11 protein-coding genes are annotated in these 18289 nt (G+C 45.1%); 7 read left to right on the forward strand and 4 right to left on the reverse strand.

Annotated features, from left to right (window positions below; all coding sequences use genetic code 11):
* The first annotated feature begins 266 nt into the window (after positions 1-266).
* The 5 genes from B2633_RS03215 (at position 267) to B2633_RS03235 (ending at position 13162) form a co-directional block, all read left to right on the forward strand.
* Positions 267-500 carry a hypothetical protein gene (locus B2633_RS03215; protein WP_061212620.1) on the forward strand — a complete coding sequence of 78 codons (234 nt, stop codon included), beginning with the start codon at positions 267-269 and terminating at the stop codon, positions 498-500.
* 86 nt (positions 501-586) lie between these two features.
* Entirely contained in the window at positions 587-4369 is a 3783-nt protein-coding gene (locus tag B2633_RS03220) for an S-layer homology domain-containing protein (RefSeq protein WP_276618748.1), read from the forward strand.
* A 69-nt stretch (positions 4370-4438) separates the two neighbouring features.
* A complete protein-coding gene (locus B2633_RS03225; protein ID WP_483169108.1) occupies positions 4439-6943 on the forward strand; it encodes a serine hydrolase domain-containing protein in 2505 nt (834 codons plus the stop codon).
* Positions 6944-7211: 268 nt separating this feature from the next.
* A complete protein-coding gene (locus tag B2633_RS03230) occupies positions 7212-8198 on the forward strand; it encodes a helix-turn-helix domain-containing protein (RefSeq protein ID WP_276618756.1) in 987 nt (328 codons plus the stop codon).
* 590 nt (positions 8199-8788) lie between these two features.
* The gene (locus B2633_RS03235) at positions 8789-13162 is read left to right on the forward strand and encodes an S-layer homology domain-containing protein (RefSeq protein ID WP_483169110.1); all 4374 of its coding nucleotides are present in this window, start codon (positions 8789-8791) and stop codon (positions 13160-13162) included.
* A 53-nt stretch (positions 13163-13215) separates the two neighbouring features.
* Here B2633_RS03235 and B2633_RS03240 read toward each other — a convergent pair whose 3' ends face one another.
* Genes B2633_RS03240 through B2633_RS03250 form a run of 3 tightly spaced genes read right to left on the reverse strand, consistent with a single transcriptional unit; the run spans position 13216 to position 14703 of the window.
* A complete protein-coding gene (locus tag B2633_RS03240; protein ID WP_061212615.1) occupies positions 13216-13989 on the reverse strand; it encodes a DUF1828 domain-containing protein in 774 nt (257 codons plus the stop codon).
* A gap of 22 nt (positions 13990-14011) precedes the next feature.
* The gene (locus B2633_RS03245; protein ID WP_061212614.1) at positions 14012-14446 is read right to left on the reverse strand and encodes a DUF6978 family protein; all 435 of its coding nucleotides are present in this window, start codon (positions 14444-14446) and stop codon (positions 14012-14014) included.
* A 38-nt stretch (positions 14447-14484) separates the two neighbouring features.
* Positions 14485-14703 (reverse strand): hypothetical protein, encoded by a 219-nt coding sequence (locus B2633_RS03250; protein WP_061212613.1) that lies wholly within the window; start codon positions 14701-14703, stop codon positions 14485-14487.
* A 377-nt stretch (positions 14704-15080) separates the two neighbouring features.
* On the opposite strand from B2633_RS03250, the gene B2633_RS03255 reads away from it, so the two are divergent.
* On the forward strand, positions 15081-17030 hold the full coding sequence (locus B2633_RS03255) for a 5'-nucleotidase C-terminal domain-containing protein (protein ID WP_483169112.1): 1950 nt from the start codon (positions 15081-15083) through the stop codon (positions 17028-17030).
* 20 nt (positions 17031-17050) lie between these two features.
* Here the strand turns inward: B2633_RS03255 and B2633_RS03260 are convergent, their stop codons facing one another.
* Positions 17051-17257 (reverse strand): hypothetical protein, encoded by a 207-nt coding sequence (locus B2633_RS03260; RefSeq protein ID WP_276624361.1) that lies wholly within the window; start codon positions 17255-17257, stop codon positions 17051-17053.
* Between the two features lie 50 nt (positions 17258-17307).
* Between B2633_RS03260 and B2633_RS03265 the strand changes: the two genes are divergently transcribed.
* Positions 17308-18255 (forward strand): DUF3089 domain-containing protein, encoded by a 948-nt coding sequence (locus B2633_RS03265; RefSeq protein ID WP_483169114.1) that lies wholly within the window; start codon positions 17308-17310, stop codon positions 18253-18255.
* Positions 18256-18289 lie beyond the last annotated feature (34 nt).

Raw genomic sequence — 18289 nt, forward strand, 5'->3', positions numbered from 1 at the left:
CGAAGACTGCGAGCGGTATATTTATGCAAGCTAATGCATATTTATAACTTTTTGCAGTGACATCATGATTGGTAAATTGTAACACAAATTAGGGAAAATTGCGGGAAGCATACGAAGAATTATGATAAAAAAGTCGGAATGAGAAAGTTTTTAAAAAAGTTTTGCAGTTATGTTCACGGTTTTGTTAATTGCCGGTGTTTTAAAATTATCTGAACAGTAGTATGCACTGCTGATATACAGCTTGGTCGTAAAATGAGGTGATTTAGATGAATACTGATATGATAGAAAAAATTCCAGATGAGGACTGTGGTGTGGATGAGGAAATGTTTCCCTGCCTGGGGAAGTGCTGCTGCAAAAACGATGCCTTATTCATGGTTTCATATGAAAAGACTTGCCCGCACTGTGACATATGGTCCTCTCTTCCTTATGGAGCAGATCTAAAAACGGTGACTGTTTTTGAATGCAGCAGATTAGGTTACGGCAAAAGGTTAGCGGGATAACGGAATAATGAAATGATGTTGAGATTAAATGTTGATGTTTAAGGATAATAACTTAATATTTGTGAATAGATTGGGGGGCATAAAGAATGTTTAAAACGATTCAAAAAAGGATGACTGTTGTATTGATTGTGTCGATGCTCTTCCAGGTGTTTATTGGTGTGTCACCAGTGTTGGCGGAAGATTCAAGTGACCACATAGCAGGGCCTGAGTTTGTGCCTCTGCTGGCTGTAACTTTATCCCCTGGGGAAACGGCAGGGGCCACTTCAGCAACGGTTACCGGCTATGTTTATGGGAACTTGCTTGTTAATATAACGGAGCAGGAGATTGCAACACCTCGGGTGGGAGACACGGCCCCAACAACCGGAGATACCATGATTGCAGACTATGAGTCAGGTGCAGATATAACCGCCGGTGTTGCGGCAGGCAATTATCTGCAGATTTACGATATTGATACGGAAGAAGGAGCCCGGATAGTCGCTTTTTATCAAGCAAAGCTGACGGAAGAGGATATAAAAGAAGAAATAGGGGAAAGTGCGGAAGAAGAACCTGGTGAGAGCCGGATGATGGGTACTGGGCTTAGGGCTGAAGGGGGATACACTTATATAGACGAAAACGGCGTGACAAAAAATACGGGGAATAAAACTGTTGCTAAAATAACCTCGAAGACCGCCACTCTAAATGAGGGCTGGTATATAGTGGAAGGCAATATCAATAGAACCGGTGCAATCACTGTAAGTGGTAATGTTCATCTAATCCTGGCGGATAGTTCATCCCTTACCATCAGAGGGAAGCGGGATGATGCGGGCATCAATGTCCCCAAAGATAATAGTTTGACAATTTACGCACAATCAAAGGGGGATGAGATGGGCTCCCTCAATGCCACAGGCCTTGCCGGCAGTGCAGGCATCGGCGGAGGAGCCGAAGGATCTAGCGGAGAGATTACCATAAACGGCGGAACAGTCACAGCCATAGCCCGTTACGGTGGTGGCGCAGGCATCGGCGGAAGAGCCCTAGGCTCTTATATCGGAGAGATTACCATAAACGGCGGAACAGTTACAGCCACAGGCGGTGACTATGCCGCGGGAATAGGAGGGGGCGAGAGGTGCGACGGTGGCAATGTGACAATTAACAACGGAACAGTCATAGCCACAGGCGGCAATGGCAGTGCGGGAATCGGCGGTGGAGGTCATCCCAGATTGAGTGGAGGTTCCGGAGGCACTATAATTATCAATAACTATCCCACGGTTATTGCTACCGGAGGAGGCGGTGGTGCAGATATAGGAAATGGAAGATATGGTCTAGGAAAAACTATTATTAAGCGTGGTGACGTCAAAGGTACAGATTTAACATATGTAAGATTAGAAGTAGAAAATTTGTCACCTGAAAATGAAAATAAGATAACTTTGAATGAACAAGAACATGTAATCAATAGTGAAGGGATAACCGGATTTTTTGTGGATAAATCAGCACAAAGCAAATATATTAGTTTAGAATCAGCAGGACCTTTAATAAGTATAAATCCAGGGGATGTTCAAAACAGCAGAATAATCCTTAACGCCCATGACTATGCCAAACCGGTCGCGGGGTTTGGCAGTGCGCTGGATTTTCCCGAAAATTCGCAAGGGCGGATTAATGTCCCATTCGAAGATACCAAGATAGGAGGCAATTCGGATTTTACCATATCTATGTGGATTTTCCCCAGAGAAAATGAACCATACCAAACTCTATATCGCCAAGAAGGAGATGAAACTAGAGGATCTTTAGGTTTAGATTTTAGATTTATTAAATATAATGACGATGAAGGATACCTGTACTTTGGATTTAATGGGCTAAATTACAGCTGGCAAAATGCTTTTCCTTGGAATGACGAAATATCATTAACCAATATCACCAAGATTCCGATGAACCAGTGGACTCATATTGCGCTTACGAAGTCAGGAGAAAGTGTAATAGCTTATGCAAATGGGACAAAGTATTATGAAATGACCTTAGATTCCATGCACTTTTACGCACCTGTGCCTTTAGCGGGTAATATCAGTATTGGTGGTACAAACGCAGTCAACCAATTTTTTAGCGGACGAATGGATGAAATCCAATTTTGGAATACTGCACTGAATCCTGATGAAATTGTAGCTTGGATGTACAGGGGCGTAGATAGCTCACACCATAAGTATGGTAATTTGGTTTATTACTATAAACTCAATCAAAGCAGCGGAACCACCGTTATAGATTCAAAAGGATCGTATAATGGAACCATGGATAATATGACAGACGGCAGCTGGGTTGTTTCGGATGTACGGGGATGGACAGTGGACGCAGGTTCAACTCTTGAAGGCCGGTTGATAGGATCGTATGACGCCGGATCAAGTAATGATGGCACTGACTGGAAGCTTACCTTTGAGATTGTAGAGCAGGCCAAAAAGGGAACCGTAACCATTACCGGAGATAATCAATTTGAATATTGTACTCATGATATGAAACAGGTAGGTCATGATTCTTTTACATATAGAGTAAAAGGCCCTAGTGGAAGATATTCAAATACTCAGACCGTGAATATAGATATAATACCCATTCCCAGTGCGGGAAATGGCAATTCGCTTGGTTCTCCTTCAAATTCGCAAAGTACGAATAATGCCAACGGCAAGTCCGAAACGGTCGCTGCGGCAACGACCACCCGGGAAGGCGATAAAAAGGTTACAACCATCGTTGTGGATGATAAAAAAGTGGAAGAGACACTGGCACGGGAAGGCAACCATGCAGTTGTAACCATTCCGGTTATGAGCGGTGCGGATGTTGTCATCGGGACTCTGAACGGCCATACCGTCAAGAACATGGCAAGCAAAGATGCTGTTCTTGAAATTAAAACCGGACAGGTTACTTATACGCTGCCGGCATCCCAAATAAATATTGACGCCGTTTCAGAACAGATCGGAAAACAGGTGGAATTGAAGGATATTGCGGTAAGCGTAAAAATATCTGAACCGGCTGCGGATACTGTTAAAATCATTGAAGATACCGCAGACAAAAACAATTATCAAATTATCGTAAAGCCCATTGAGTTTGAAATCACCTGCTCAAGCGGAAGCAAGACCGTGGAGGTTTCCAAATTCAACGCATATGTAAAAAGGATGATTGCGATACCTGAAGGTGTCGATCCGTCTAAAATTACGACAGGTGTTATTCTGAATTCCGACGGAACCTTTTCCCATGTGCCTACAGTCATTGCAATGATAGACGGCAAATATTATGCAAAAATCAACAGCCTGACCAACAGCGCCTACTTGTTAATCTATAGCCCGAAAACCTTTCGGGATGTTGAAAAACATTGGGCAGAGAAAGATGTCAACGATATGGCCTCAAGATTGATAATCAGCGGAGTGGGCAATGATTTATTCGAGCCTGAGCGCAATATAACCAGGGCTGAGTTTTCGGCAGTTATGCTTAGGGCATTAGGGCTTAGAGCGGAAGAATATAAGAATGATTTCTTTGATGTCAAGGCAGGCGAATGGTATAGGGAATACATTTCAACATCATCATACTATGGTTTAGTTAGGGGCTATGATGACGGGACATTTAAACCTGACGGAAATATCACCCGTCAGGAAGCTATGGCAATTTTAGCGCGAGCCATGGGTGCTACCAAGCTGGGAGAAGAGCTTGAGATAGATGTGAGCGACATTCTTGCGGCATTCAACGACAATGCTGATGTTTCAGGCTGGGCTAAGGATTCTGTGTCAAAATGCGTAAAGACAGGTGTTGTTACCGGCAGAGACAACGGCCGGATAGCTCCTCTGGACAACATTACAAGAGCCGAGACCACAATCATGGTGCGCAGGCTTCTTCTCCATTCGGGTTTGATTAATAAATAGGTGTTATATATTCACAATTTGAGGATGACTGCAAGGGGTTTTTAAAAAGTACGATAAGGAGGAATCAAAATGAAAAAGTCAACCATATTTTTAGTTAAATTGATAGTTATGGTATTTTTTTTAACCTGTATTCAGTTGCCGGGAGTGACAAATCTTTCTGCTTATGCAGTTACAACAGATATGGCTCAAGGCTATGAAGCATCAATTAAAGCGGCACGGGAGGCCGTGGCAAAGGAATTGTCAACCGGCATATCGTCAAGTGCAACGGTAGCCATCATGGTGGATGGCAGGATAGTTTATGCAGAAGGTTTTGGCTTGAGGGACCGCGCTAAGAACCTTCGAGTAGAAACAGATACACAGTTTAACATAGGCTCCGTCAGCAAAATCTTTACAGCTGCTTCTGTCCTTGTACTGGAGCAGGAAGGTAAGCTTTCACTGGATAAGCCGGTCACAGACTATATTCCTAATTTTACAATGAATGATAGCAGGTACAAAGACATCACCATCCGTATGCTGCTTAATCATACCTCAGGCTTTCCGGGAACAAATACTAAAGATGGTTTTACAGCAGTAAAAAATAGAAACTACGTAGAGGAAACACTGGAAAGATTAAAAATCAGCAATTTGGTGAATGATCCGGGGAAAATAAGCATTTACTGCAACGATGGCTTCACAATTGCCGAGGCTGTTATCGAGCATATTTCAGGCATGAGCTTCCCGGATTTCCTTGAGAAGAGAATTTTCAATAAGATGAGCCTTGATAACACAAGCGCATACTTTAAAGATGGCAACCAAAATATTGCAAGAGTATATGAAAAAGATAGTATAGCGCCGTTACCCGTTGAATATGTAAACATCCTTGGAAGCGGAGGAATATCCTCCACAGCAATTGATCTTTGCCAATACGGAGAGATTCTTCAATCAGAAACTATTTTGAATCCAGCCATGATTGAAGAATATACCAAAGTTCAATATGGTCCCGAAACAGTCCCGGCGGGAGAACCGATATTCAATGCGGGATTGGGCTGGGACTATGTGCAAGTCCACAAATTCAAGAATCAAGGCGTTGACGTACTGGCGAAAAATGGCGGTACGCTTCAATACTTTTCCCAGCTCTATGTATTGCCCAAAGAGCATATAAATGTAGCGGTTATTTTTGCGGGATCTGCAAACCCCACAGCAGTTGCAAATGCCATATTGCAGGCCCTGCTGGAAGAAAAGGGAATTGTGAAAAAACCATCGTCTGATATACTCCCTCCTCAGGATGCCAAAATTCCGGATTATTTTAAGGGCTATGAGGGATTTTATACCTCAGACGATAAAATCATGAAGGTGGAGATTTCTGCGGATAAAAATGGAATGACTCTCTCAACCTATGATGGTAAAGGTTTTAAGCCCGCAGGTGTTTTAACTTATAAAGAAAATGGCAGGTTTTATAAGCCGGGCGGCTTAAACTATTCCTTTGCAGAGCATGCGGAAGGAAAGGTAATGATGATTCATCCTGACAGCTCAAATGCAGGATTTGTAAGTTGCGAGAAGTTAAATAATCTAAATGATATAGACACAAGCGCATTTTCAGGAAGGGTGTGGGTTCCCCGAAATCTGAACCGATATGATTTTTTCACGAAAATGATTCGGACGGTAACAATTCCTGAAATACCGGGATATATATTTGTCGATGACGGAGCAACATATACTCCGTTAGCTCTTAAAAGCCCGACAGGTACCTGGATGTCCTTCAACTATTTAAGGGATCAGTTTGAAGTCTTTCTGCAAAATATCGAAGGGGAGACATTGCTCTATAATTATGGCCATTACTACTCAGATGCCTCCAAATTACCAATTATCACAGAAGGTGATATTCTGCAAATTGATTCTAACGGTCAAAACAAGGCAGGCAAGATGGGGTTTAGCGACCTTGTGAGCTTTTCTATTCCCGAAGGAGGAAGAATTGTGGTCTTCTCTCCCGAACTCAATTTGGCATACGACAGTCTGATGTCAGACAGCCCTGAGACCTATGCGGAAAAAGGTGCCTATATTCTGGCTGTCGGCAAATCGGGAGATACTTTTAGAATTACTAATTCTGAACGCTTTAAAGATATAAGCGGCCATTGGGCAAAAGATTCCATAAATCAACTGGCATCTGCCAACATACTGAAGGGAACAGGGAATAATCTGTATCAGCCTGATAAAAATATGACGGGGCTTGACTTTTTGATACTTATCCAAAGAGCCACCGGCATAACCCCGGATAATCTTTCGGCATCTGGAGAAGAAACGCTTTCTTTTAAAGCCGAACAACCTATTACCAGAACGCAGGCTGTTTCCGTCTTAGCAGATGTTATGGCTTTAACAGGCTTCGAAGCTAACCTGACCACAGAAGAAGAAGTTTCATTGATAAAAGGTTTTTCTGATTTGGAAGGAATTGATCAAGAGCTTAAATCGAATGCGGCATTACTTATAAAACTGGGCATTTTTCAAGGAAGGAGCAATAAACTTTTGGCGCCCGGGGATACTATGTCTCGCGGGGAAGCAGCTGCAACGGTTTTGAGGATGTTAAAGTGCATACAATAGACTATAGTTCACTCTTGCAATGAAAGACCTGGAGGATGACTTATCCATTTGATGAATATCCGCTTTGCTTTTAGTCATCCTCCTTTTTTGGGTTACAGTTCACACCCTAGCCTAATTAATTATCTAAAAATGTAAAAGTTATTCACCTAAGAAGAAGCAGGATTTTTCGCACTTGTATAGGTTATAATTATACATTGCTAATACTTGCAATATGCTTGATTTGGAAATATAGTTATGGCAAGATTTATTATTTTGGGTGGCATGAGGCATGGAGTATATAACCGTGAAGGAAGCCGGTGAAAAATGGGGACTGGGGATCAGGATGGTGACGCTGTATTGTACCGAGGGCAGAATAGCCGGCGTGGTGAAAAAGGGCAACCTGTGGCTTATTCCTGAAGATGCCGTTAAACCGGAGGATAGAAGACGGAAAAAAGCCTCAATTCAAGAAGAAAAGGAACCGGCGGCAGGCAAAGACAATGACGTATATGAAACAAACAAGCATGAAAACGCAAGGTCTTTTCAGTCGCTGTATGAAAACAAAGATCTGTTTATAGAGATCGTAAAGCACTTTCCCTATCCTATGCACATATGCGCGCCGGACGGTACGATGCTTTTAGCCAATGAAGCATATTTAAAATTTGCTAAAATATCAAATCCAGAAAGACTGTATAAAAAACATAATATATTGCAGAATCCCAACCTGGAAAGGTGGGGAGTAAAGGACTTCACTGTGCGGGCGTTTCAGGGAGAAGCCGTTTACGCCTATGATGTCAAAGTACCGCATCAGGAGATCGTTGATCAGTTGGGAGATGACAAGGAGTTGGTTTACGGAAGCATGTATCACAACATGACTGCCTTGCCTATACGCGACAGCAATAATAAATTGTTGTTTATCGTGTTTATTTTTATCACCTCCAGGTATTATCAGGACAGAGAAGAAATTATCAAAGGAAAAGAATACATAGACAATCATTGGAGGGAGGAGTTTGACATAGATAAGCTGGCGGGTATTGTTCACATGAGCAGGTATCACTATACCCGTTTGTTTAAGCAACATACGGGCATGACCCCCTACAGCTATTATCAAGAAGTAAAGCTTGGTAAGCTCAAGGAAAAATTGTGCGATACTAATTTGTCCATAACCCAGGTCTTTGAGGAATGCGGAGTGGATTACAACGGGAATTTGGCAAAAATATTTAAAGACAAGTTAGGCATGACTCCTTCGCAATATCGAACAATGATGACCCAAAAATAATACTATTTTTCATTTGATTTATGGCCCTTAAGACTCATCGACGCGCAGGCTGCATATCGCGCTTGCCTTCCCATCGCTTTCAGCCCTGGACGCCAATGGCAACCACTGCTTCGCTATCGCTGAGAGTGACAATATTGCATTTTTTGAATGATGCAAAACTCTCGTTTAAAAAGAATTAATATAAAAAATAGCAGAGAGCTTCCGAGCGTAATGGTTCGGAGCTCTTTTTTTGACTGCAAAATCGCCATAACCACAGAAAATATAGCACTAAATTGACTATCCCCATTGACATCATTTTACATATGATTGGACTATCACCAGTAGGGAGGAGTGGGGCTGGGGGAAAACCACCTTTTTAACCCTGTCAGATCCGTTGGAGATATTCATGAGTGCAAGCACGAACAGGAAAACACCTGAATATCGGGAGGCTATTTTTTTCCCCATTAGCGAAGATTACGCTCAGACCACCCAGGGAGCAGTGATAAGTCTATTCATGACGTTTTGTGCCTCAAGAAAGGAATGGTCATATTTATGAAATAGGGTTCCATGAAAACATAGTTATGTTCAAACATAAAAAAAGGAGGGATAAAGTGCGAAAAGTTAAAAGGCTTTTGGCGCTGCTGCTTATAATGGCTTTAACCATTACGCAGCTGCCGTTGACGGCGCCGGCGGAAGATGCGGCGGAAGACGAGATTGTTATTGAGACAACGGAGAATAACGAAGCCTCGACCGAGCTTCCTTTGCTGCAGTCTGTACCAGAAGAGCCGGCAACTTCCTTGAGCATGAAGGCGCTTGAGAAACTGGCGGGCGGGATCATCTCCGGAGTTGCGGGGAAGAGCGTCAACGAGTCGTTTGCAGCCATATTCGGCTCGGATAGCGCTCGAATTCTCAAAGCTTTGCAAGAAATCAAGGGAAAACTGGATAACATTGAGAACCAAATAAAGGCCCTATCCGGCAAGCTTGATGAGAAAGAGCTGCGGGGAAATTTGGATAGCTTCGCTGAATTCTTCAGCGATTACACCGCCCCATACAATCAGCTCTGTGGTTATCAGACGGATTTGGCTGACGATGGTGAGCTAACGGATTTATTTATGCAAGACCTCTATTGGGGTAAAAACAGGAATATTGATACCCGCGGCATGACGGTTATCGCCGCCGCCAATGCCCTGGGCGATAGAATAACGATGGTGCTGACCGGTGGTTATAATGTCTTCGGTGCTTTTGATAAACTGGAACGACACCTAAACCACTGGGAACATCAGGGCTACGATATGCGCAAGGAGTACCGGAATAACATCATCAATGTCTACGCCTTATACAATGGCATGGGCCAGATCGCCTGCGAGAAAGTGATCGAAGCGCACCAGGGTGACAGTCTGAGTGAACAAAATATCCGCTTGCAGGCCCAGAGGAACTTGAATGAGCTGAAGGCAAACGCCGAAAAGGTAAAGAATATGAATCAGCGCTGTGCCGTGGTAGAGCACTCGAACATACGCATTTTTCGTGACACCAAGGCCGGACAGGATCTGTATGCTTTCTACGAAAACTTTTATGTAGCCCAGATGACTCCTTTAGATCTTTATTATCGGGACAGACTTGAAACAACTGAGTACATGCAAAGCATGATATGGACAAAATATCCGGTTAGACGGCCGGGTAACGGTGGCAGCGAACTAATATCCTGGCAGCCATGGAGGGGCCTTTTTGAGGATATTTATAAAGCTTATGGCGGTAAAAAGTCTTTATATGACATTTTTTTCGATCCTAAAGAAGGTAATTTTATCAACAATGGGCAACACCTTCCCAAGGGAACAAGGTTTGCGACAGACTATTATGTTTATAAACGTGTAAATTCGACTGATTTCCAATGGAGAACTAACGTAGTAAGTGATAAAGGGAAATTGAATGAAACTGTGGTTCTTGCGCGCTTAGACTTCAGTTATACTAAATCGCGATATGACAGTTTGAAAATTTCAAGCGAACAGTTTTTTAGCGTTAATAGGTACTGGGGGATTGTAAATCAGGGCGCTTTACAATCCAACGATCGGCCTCCGACAAGTGAAACCGCCGGTATGATTTCCGGCATGGCCAGCTCATATGAACTGCCCTATAGCGGCAACATCACTCTTTTCATGGAAGAAAAAGCCGGTGCCACCTACCAGTGGTTTGTCGCCAAGGGCGATGGCAAGGACTTTGAGGAGATAGCGGGGGAAACCGGCGCGACCTACACCCTGCCCGTGCTGGAACCTTCAATGAACGGCTGGATGTACCGCTGCGCCATCATCGAAAACGCAGGGACAGATGAGGAAATATCTACCCTGGCCGATCCGGAAACACTCAAGCTCACAGGAGAGGGCGTGCCTGAACCCGTGACGATACGCGAGATAGGCAGCGCGAATGATTTGACGGATGCGCTGGAGAAGGTGTCCGACGGCAGTTGGAATGCACAAGATCTGAGACTGACGGCGAATATCGATTATTCCATGCCTATCACGCTGAACGGCTGTAGTTTAACGATTGATCTGAACGGACATACGCTGACTGTACAGCCTGACCACACGGCACAGCCAAACGTTGACCCCATGGGCAGCACAGCCGAGATTGCTGCGGTCTATGCTGATAACTTCAGCCGGCTGAAACTGACAGGAGAGGGCGCATTAAACGTGATGGCCGGAGATGGCGTCGCCTACGGTGTCTATGTGGGTACAGGCAGCAATGTCAAAGTGAACGCGGTGACATCGGCTGGTGGCAGCAAAGCGGTTTATGCGACGGGCGACGGCGCTGTGACGGTTGACAGTATCACGGTGGCCGGGGATAACGCTTATGGTGTAGGGTGCTTTGACAGCAGCAACATCAAAGTCAGCGGCGATGTGCAGGTTACGGGTGTTTCCTCTCATGGCGTGTATATAGATTCCGAGAGTGGCGGACTGCAGTCCGTCCTCATCGGGGGGGATGTCACGGTAACCGGTGAAAAAAGCCGCGGGATATACCTGGGCGCAGAGGAAGCAGTTCTGAGCGTTGAAGGAAGTGTTACAGTCACCGGCGGCGTTTCCGCTGTTTCGGCAGGCAAGGGTGAAGTCGCAATCAAGGGGGATATCACCGCACCGGATTACGCAGTAAACGCTTGGCACGGCGCTTCCATCACCGTGCAGGGCAATATCGTTGCCAAGGGGGAAGAAGCCACGGCTGTTATCTCATCAGGAGCCGATGTGCATATACAAGGCAACGTGACCTCATCAGGCCAAGGCGGCATGGGAATATATGCATCGGCATGGGAGCTGGTTGACCCGGCCGAGGGGGCGAAAGTTACCGTTGACGGCAAGATCAGCGCCGCCACTCCCCTGCGGATGGAGAGTTTGCCGGTAGAGGAAAGCGAGCATACGGAAAGCACTACCAAGGAAGACTATTACACCTTTACAGATGGAAGCAGCACTGTCTGGGCAAAGCCCGGCTCTTTTCGAAGGGCGGTCACCTATACGGTCACCTTTGATCAGAATGGCGGAGATACGGAAGCAAGCCCCGCGGCCCAAGAAGTAATCTCAGGCGCTCAGGTCGGCACACTGCCCACGGCGCCTGCCAGATCAGGCTACACCTTCATTGGCTGGAATACGCAAGCTAACGGAAGCGGCACCGCTTTTACGGCAGCTACGGCAGTCACCGATTCCATTACGGTATACGCACAATGGAGTAAAAACAGTACCGGCGGCGGTTCATCCGGCGGCAGCGGAGGAACAAGTACTCCTATGGAAACACCCAAAACGGAGACCAATATTGCAGGAAATACCGCGACGGCTGCCACAACAGTTACCGCTTCCGTAGACAGCCGCGGCTATGCAACGGCCATAGTTAGCCGCATACAGGTAAGCGATGCCATCAGTAAAGCGAAGGAAGAAGCCAGAAAGCAAGGCGAAGGCACTGCCGCCAGGCTTGAAATCAAGGTGCAAGCTCCTGCAGCTGCCACCACCGCAGAAACAAGCATCCCTAAAGAGGCGGTAAGCCGGGCCGCGGAAGCCGGGATTGACGCATTGACCATATCCACCCCGGTTGCCTCCATTACCTTTGACGCCAACACCCTGTCTACCCTCTCCGGAGAAGCAACAGGTGATGTGAAAATTACGGCATCCAAAGTGGAAGCCTCCTCTCTTTCGCCTGAAGCACAGCGGACGGTGGGCGACAGGCCGGTGTTCGATTTCGGTGTTACCAGCAGGGGCAAGACCATATCCCAGTTTGGCGGGAATGTATCGGTATTCGTGCCCTATACCCCTAAAGTAGGTGAGGATACAGACGCTATTGTCATCTACTGTATCAAGGAGTCCGGGGAGCTAGAAGCAGTAAGCAATTGTATCTATGACCCCGCAACAGGAATGATCAGCTTCAACACCAAGCATTTCTCACAGTATGCCGTAGGCTATAACAAAGTCAGCTTCAAGGATGTGGCTGAAAGCGCATGGTACAGCAAGGCGGTAGGTTTTATCGCTGCAAGGGAGATCACGACAGGCACCGGAGGTGGCAATTTCAGCCCGGAAGTAAAGCTGACCAGGGGCCAGTTCATCGCCATGCTGATGAAATCATATGGCATAGCCCCAGATCTTAATACTAAGGTTAACTTCGCAGACGCCGGCAACAGTTATTACACCAGCTACCTGGCTGCGGCAAAGCGGCTCGGTATATCTGCTGGTGTAGGCAATAACCTGTTTATGCCGGAAAAGGAGATCACCCGTCAGGAAATGTTTACCTTGCTGTATAAGGTGCTAAAAATTATCGGTAAGCTGCCCCAGGGCAATTCCGGGAAGACCCTCTCTGACTTCAGCGATGCAGGTGACATAGCTTCCTGGGCAAAGGCTGCCATGAGCCTTTTTGTGGAAACCGGGACTGTCAGCGGTAGCGATGGGAAGCTTTCCCCGATAAGTACAAGCACTAGAGCAGAAATGGCGCAGGTGCTTTACAGCCTGCTCTCAAAATAAAATGTCAGCATGTATCAGGGGATTAAACCTTACAGCTCCCCCTGCTTCCCAAGTTATGATATAAGCGACATTAAATCATCCCGTTTCTTCCATGGGATCACATAATCAGAATAGGCTTTTAAAATTGAGAGAGCAGCACCTTGCCATACTTCAATTTTATTATCATCGATTAAAGCAATACCCTTATAATCAGGGGTAACTTCTTTAGTATCCACAAATTCGAACATTGTTTCAGTTGCCAAACGTTTGGCCCATGCAATATTCTCTGTGGATAATGTCTTAACGAGATATAATTTTCCGGGAATATAAAAATCAAAACGATGTTCACGTGCTTTACCGGTTACATAATAATCAGCTTCAAAATTAATGCGCTTTGAAGTAAAGTAGTTGGCTACATTTTCCTTGAAATACCTTATTCCCCCAGGACGTGTAGTGTAAATTAAATACTGTAATCCGGTAATTGCTCTAATTAATCTGGATACAGCAGGACCTATTTCTTCAGTGCTTTTTATTTCAATTGATAACTCAATATCATTTAAAAAGCTTACCCCATTTGATAATAATGTCCTTCTGACTAAATTATCCCGATTAGTGGAAGAAGAGTGTAAGTCTATCCCTGAGATATATAAATAGTCATAAGTCTCCCCATTGTCAGTAAGGTAATATTTGTTACCTAATTTAAGCAATCTAAGGTTAACAAAATCTCCGTCCGGTCTTTTATAAGGAGTTTTTATGACGCCTATACTATCATCAGTATTGTTTACAAATGAGTTATCAAGCCAATTAATATACTGGTTAATGATAAATATTTCGCCCATTTCAAGCATCATAATCCCTCCTTTCTTTAATTTAGGATATACTAAAAAGTGATTGCTGTGTAGGCCCAATTACAGAAATATTGCATTCTGTCAAAAAGGCCTTTAACGCTAATTCAACATCATTAACAGGAACATCATCAACAGTATAAGCCCACTCATCCCCATATTCTTCTGTCCATTTATGTTTATGTGGAACACCATTAAATATGCTCCCATCTGGACCGGGATTTTCGTGACGTTCAAAATCCCATCTTCTTATAAGAATTGTCCCTCTGTATAACAACGCAAAACTATATCTCCGTGCACCATAATATGCCCTTAAATGCATTTCTTCTCCATTTGCCCTTCTAACCGGGACTTTTAAGTAAAATCTGTCTTTATTGCCACGTGATTCCCAAATAATAGTATCGCCATCAATTTCTTTAGGTTCGCCATATATTTCATCACGTTCAATTTCTGATAACAAAATATTACCCCCTATAATCCCTTGATATACGTTAATAATTATTTAGACCGTTTCTTTGTATATCTCGCAATATCAATCCTAACCCCTAAACTCTTCCCATCTTCGCCGCCTAAAATAGCGCTGATTTGACCCTTTACGATGGTTCCGTCATCAAGCCTTTGAGCAATGTCTTCCTGATAGTAAAAATCTTCGGGTATCCAGCCTATAGGTTCGTTATAAGAATTAACAGCCAGTATTGCATTAGGAAACTTTCCCAAATGATGGAGGTACTTGGTATTCAGCTACGGGAAGATGCCAAAGATAAAATTATGTACGGGAATGTGGCCTGGCTGCTTAAGCAGTGAGACAAATAACTGAAAATCACAGTATTTACTTCTGCCTCCCCTTTGTTATGAAGCTATAAAATTTGTACTCTTCCGCCAAGGGGCCGCAGCTACAAGCGGCATCTTTTAATCTTCGTTAATATGGCATATATATCCTTTATTTTAGCAGAATTAGACAGGAATTTTCTGCTGGTTGGTCGAAGTACTGTAATTAGAGGATGCGGAGGTTAAAAAAGAATGGTTGGGATATGGGGAACCTGGCGTGAAACAGGTATTTCAGCCTGTAAATGTATGAATTGGGGAGTGATAAAATGCGGCGAAAATTTATGGTGCTTATATTGGGAGTTTTAATCGGCCTTCTGGCGGCGGGTTCCGCTCTGGCGGCGGAGCGACCTGTCAGCGTCCGGTTAAACAACCGGGAAATTAATTTCCAAGAAGCCCCGGTATTGGAAAACAGCCGGTGTATAGTTGCCTTAAGACCGCTCGTGGAAGCTTTGGGAGCTCAGCTAACCTGGAACCGGCAAACCGGTGCGGCAACTGTTTACTTGCCTGGCAGCATTCTAACGCTTGTTTCCGGTAATCCTGCAGCCAGGGTAGACGGCCGGGATATTTTACTGCCGGTTGCCCCGGCCATTAAAAATGGGGTACTGCTTGTACCCCTGCGAGCGGTGGCTGATATTTACAATATTCGCACTGCCTGGGATGCTTCCACGGCCAGCGTTGACCTTTACCCGGGCGGCCTGGAGGCGGCCCAACCGGACTTGATTGCTCTGGATGTTTTGAGTGTGAACGATTTTCATGGGGCGCTCCTGGATGATGGCAAAAATCCGGGGGCGGCCAAATTGGGCAAATGGCTGCGGGATGAAAAAGCTAAAAACCCTGATGGAACCCTGGTTTTATCCGCCGGGGATATGTACCAGGGCAGTATTGATTCCAACTTGCTCTACGGGAAAACGGTAGTTGAAACCATGAACCAAATCGGTTTTGACGCTATGGCCATCGGCAACCACGAATTCGATTGGGGTTTGGATAAATTGCAGGAGCAAGCTGCCGCTTCCCGATTTCCGATTCTGACTGCCAATATAACGGATAAGCAAAGCGGCGGGAATCTGCCCGGTACCAAACCCTGGGTTATGATAGAGAAAAAGGGGATAAAAATCGGGATTATCGGATTAACCACCAAAGAAATAGTTATCAAAGTCAATCCCAAAATCATAGCTGGTTACAATATAAATGAACCGGCAGCAAGCGTTAACCTCCTGGTACCGGAACTAAAACGCCAGGGCGCGCAAATAATCCTGGTGTTGGGGCACTTGGGCGGATACCTGGATAAGGATAATATCAACATTACCGGTGAAGTAACGGAATTAGCCAACGGTATTACCGGTGTGGATGCGCTGCTGATCGGGCATACTCATCAAAAAATGGCCGGTTATATTAATGGGATACCCGTTGTGCAGGCTTATTATAACGGCCGGGCAGCCGGCAAAGTTGCCCTGAAATATTCGCCCCGGACCCAAAAAGTTGTCTCCGCCGTTGCCTCCGTAATCGATCTACCCACCCCCGGTCTAAGCGAGGACGCCGCGGTAAAAGCGGTGATTAATGCTGATCAAAAGGAAATAGCGGCAGTCAAAAACGAAGTGATCGGCAAGGCCGTTGTAGATCTGGCGCATCAAAAAGAGCAAGTTTCAGTGCTGGGTCAATGGGTTACGGATATTATGCGCCAGCAAAGCAATGCTGACTTCGCTTTTCAAAACGGCGGAGGGCTGAGAACCAGTATCCCGACCGGGGAGATAACCGTCGGCAAGCTGTGGGAAGTGATTCCTTTCGACAATACCCTGATCCAGATGGATTTGCCGGGCAGCCAGGTCCTGTCAATTCTGCAGCATGGAATTAATAATCCCCATATCGGCAGCATACAATATTCGGGTATGAAGGTTGCGTACGACTTGAGCGGCCAACGTATAGCGAAAGTTACTCTGCCGGATGGCAGTGTGTTAAACCCGGAAAAGACTTACCGGGTGGTCACCAATGATTTCATGGCCGAAGGCGGGGATGGCTACAACATGTTCCGGGAGGGGAGAAACACCAGCGATACCCACCGCTTTGTCAGAGACATGCTGATAGAAGCGATTAAGAAAACTAAAACCCTTGATTGCAAAGGTGACGATCGTTTCCAGGTCATCGGCGTCGAAGCACAACCGGCAGCCTTTTTTAATAAACATCAATATAGCAAGGCTCTTCTTGATCCGGCGGCTTAGCGATTGTAAAGGGTCCCGGGTCAATCCGTCCTCTTGACCTTGATGGATAAGATGTTCTTGCCGTTTTCATATTTGTACCGGCTGCCGGCACTGCGGCTCTGAATAAGCTTCAGCCCGATATCGTGTTCGCTGCTGCCCTCGGTGATCCAGCGCTTGACCATATCATCAAAAACGCCGTTGTCCTTGCTTGGCTTCAGGAATTCGTTGAACTGTTCCCATGCCGGCACTCGGCGGAAAGGGTGGATAGATTTTGTTGAAAAAATTAAAATACCTGCTTTTGTTTATTATTTTTGCGCTCGTAATCGGATGCAGCGCGCAAACATCAAATCAATATGCGGATAAAAATAACTGGGCATTTTTCCCGGAAAGCAGCCAGCTTAGAAGTGCCGATGTTTTTTTGATTTGTCCCACCGTTTATATGGGTGAGGAAAATTCATTTAATATGGAAATGAACGATGCCAAGACCCGAGCCAGTTTTATGGGAGCGCTTAATATGGAAAAAGGGATTTATGAGAATGTTTGCAGTATATATGCGCCTTTCTATCGGCAGGCCGGGTTGAATGCTTATAGCCTCGATTCAACTGAAGCGGAACCATATTTTCAATTGGCTTACAGTGATGTTAAGCAATCATTTGCATACTATATGCAGGAATGCAATAATGGCCGGCCCTTGGTTTTAGCAGGCTTTAGCCAGGGTTCGGAAATGCTCTTGCGTTTAATGAAGGATTTATTCCAAAATAAAAGCTATAACGATCTTCTGGTAGGTGCCTATTTAATCGGCTGGCGAATTACCGAAGAGGATGTTGCTCAGTACCCGTATTTAAAAATGGCCCGGGGGGCTGACGATACCGGCGTTATAATCAGCTTTAATTCGGAAGCGGAATCGGTTAACACTTCACTGCTCGTTCCCCGCTCAACCCTGGCTATTAATCCCCTTAATTGGAAAACTACCGGCGAATATGCTGAGGCGGAGTTAAATCTAGGCGCAGTTTTTACCGATTATGAGGGAGATATTTTGAAGGAAATCCCGGCTCTAACCGGAGCCTATCTTGATCCGGAGCGGGGCACCCTTAAAGTAACCGGTGTATCTCCCGAGGATTACCCGCCCGTATTGGATATTTTTGAAAAAGGCGTATATCATCTCTATGATTACCAGTTTTTCTACCGCAATCTCCAACAAAATGTAGCACTTCGAGTGGATAAATATATAAAAGCACATGACTAGGAATGCTTTACCTCAGGGTGAGTAAAACTCAATC

The sequence above is a fragment of the Syntrophomonas sp. UBA1041 genome (genome assembly GCF_002316705.1).
In the GTDB taxonomy this organism is placed as follows: Bacteria; Bacillota; Syntrophomonadia; order Syntrophomonadales; family Syntrophomonadaceae; genus DTU019.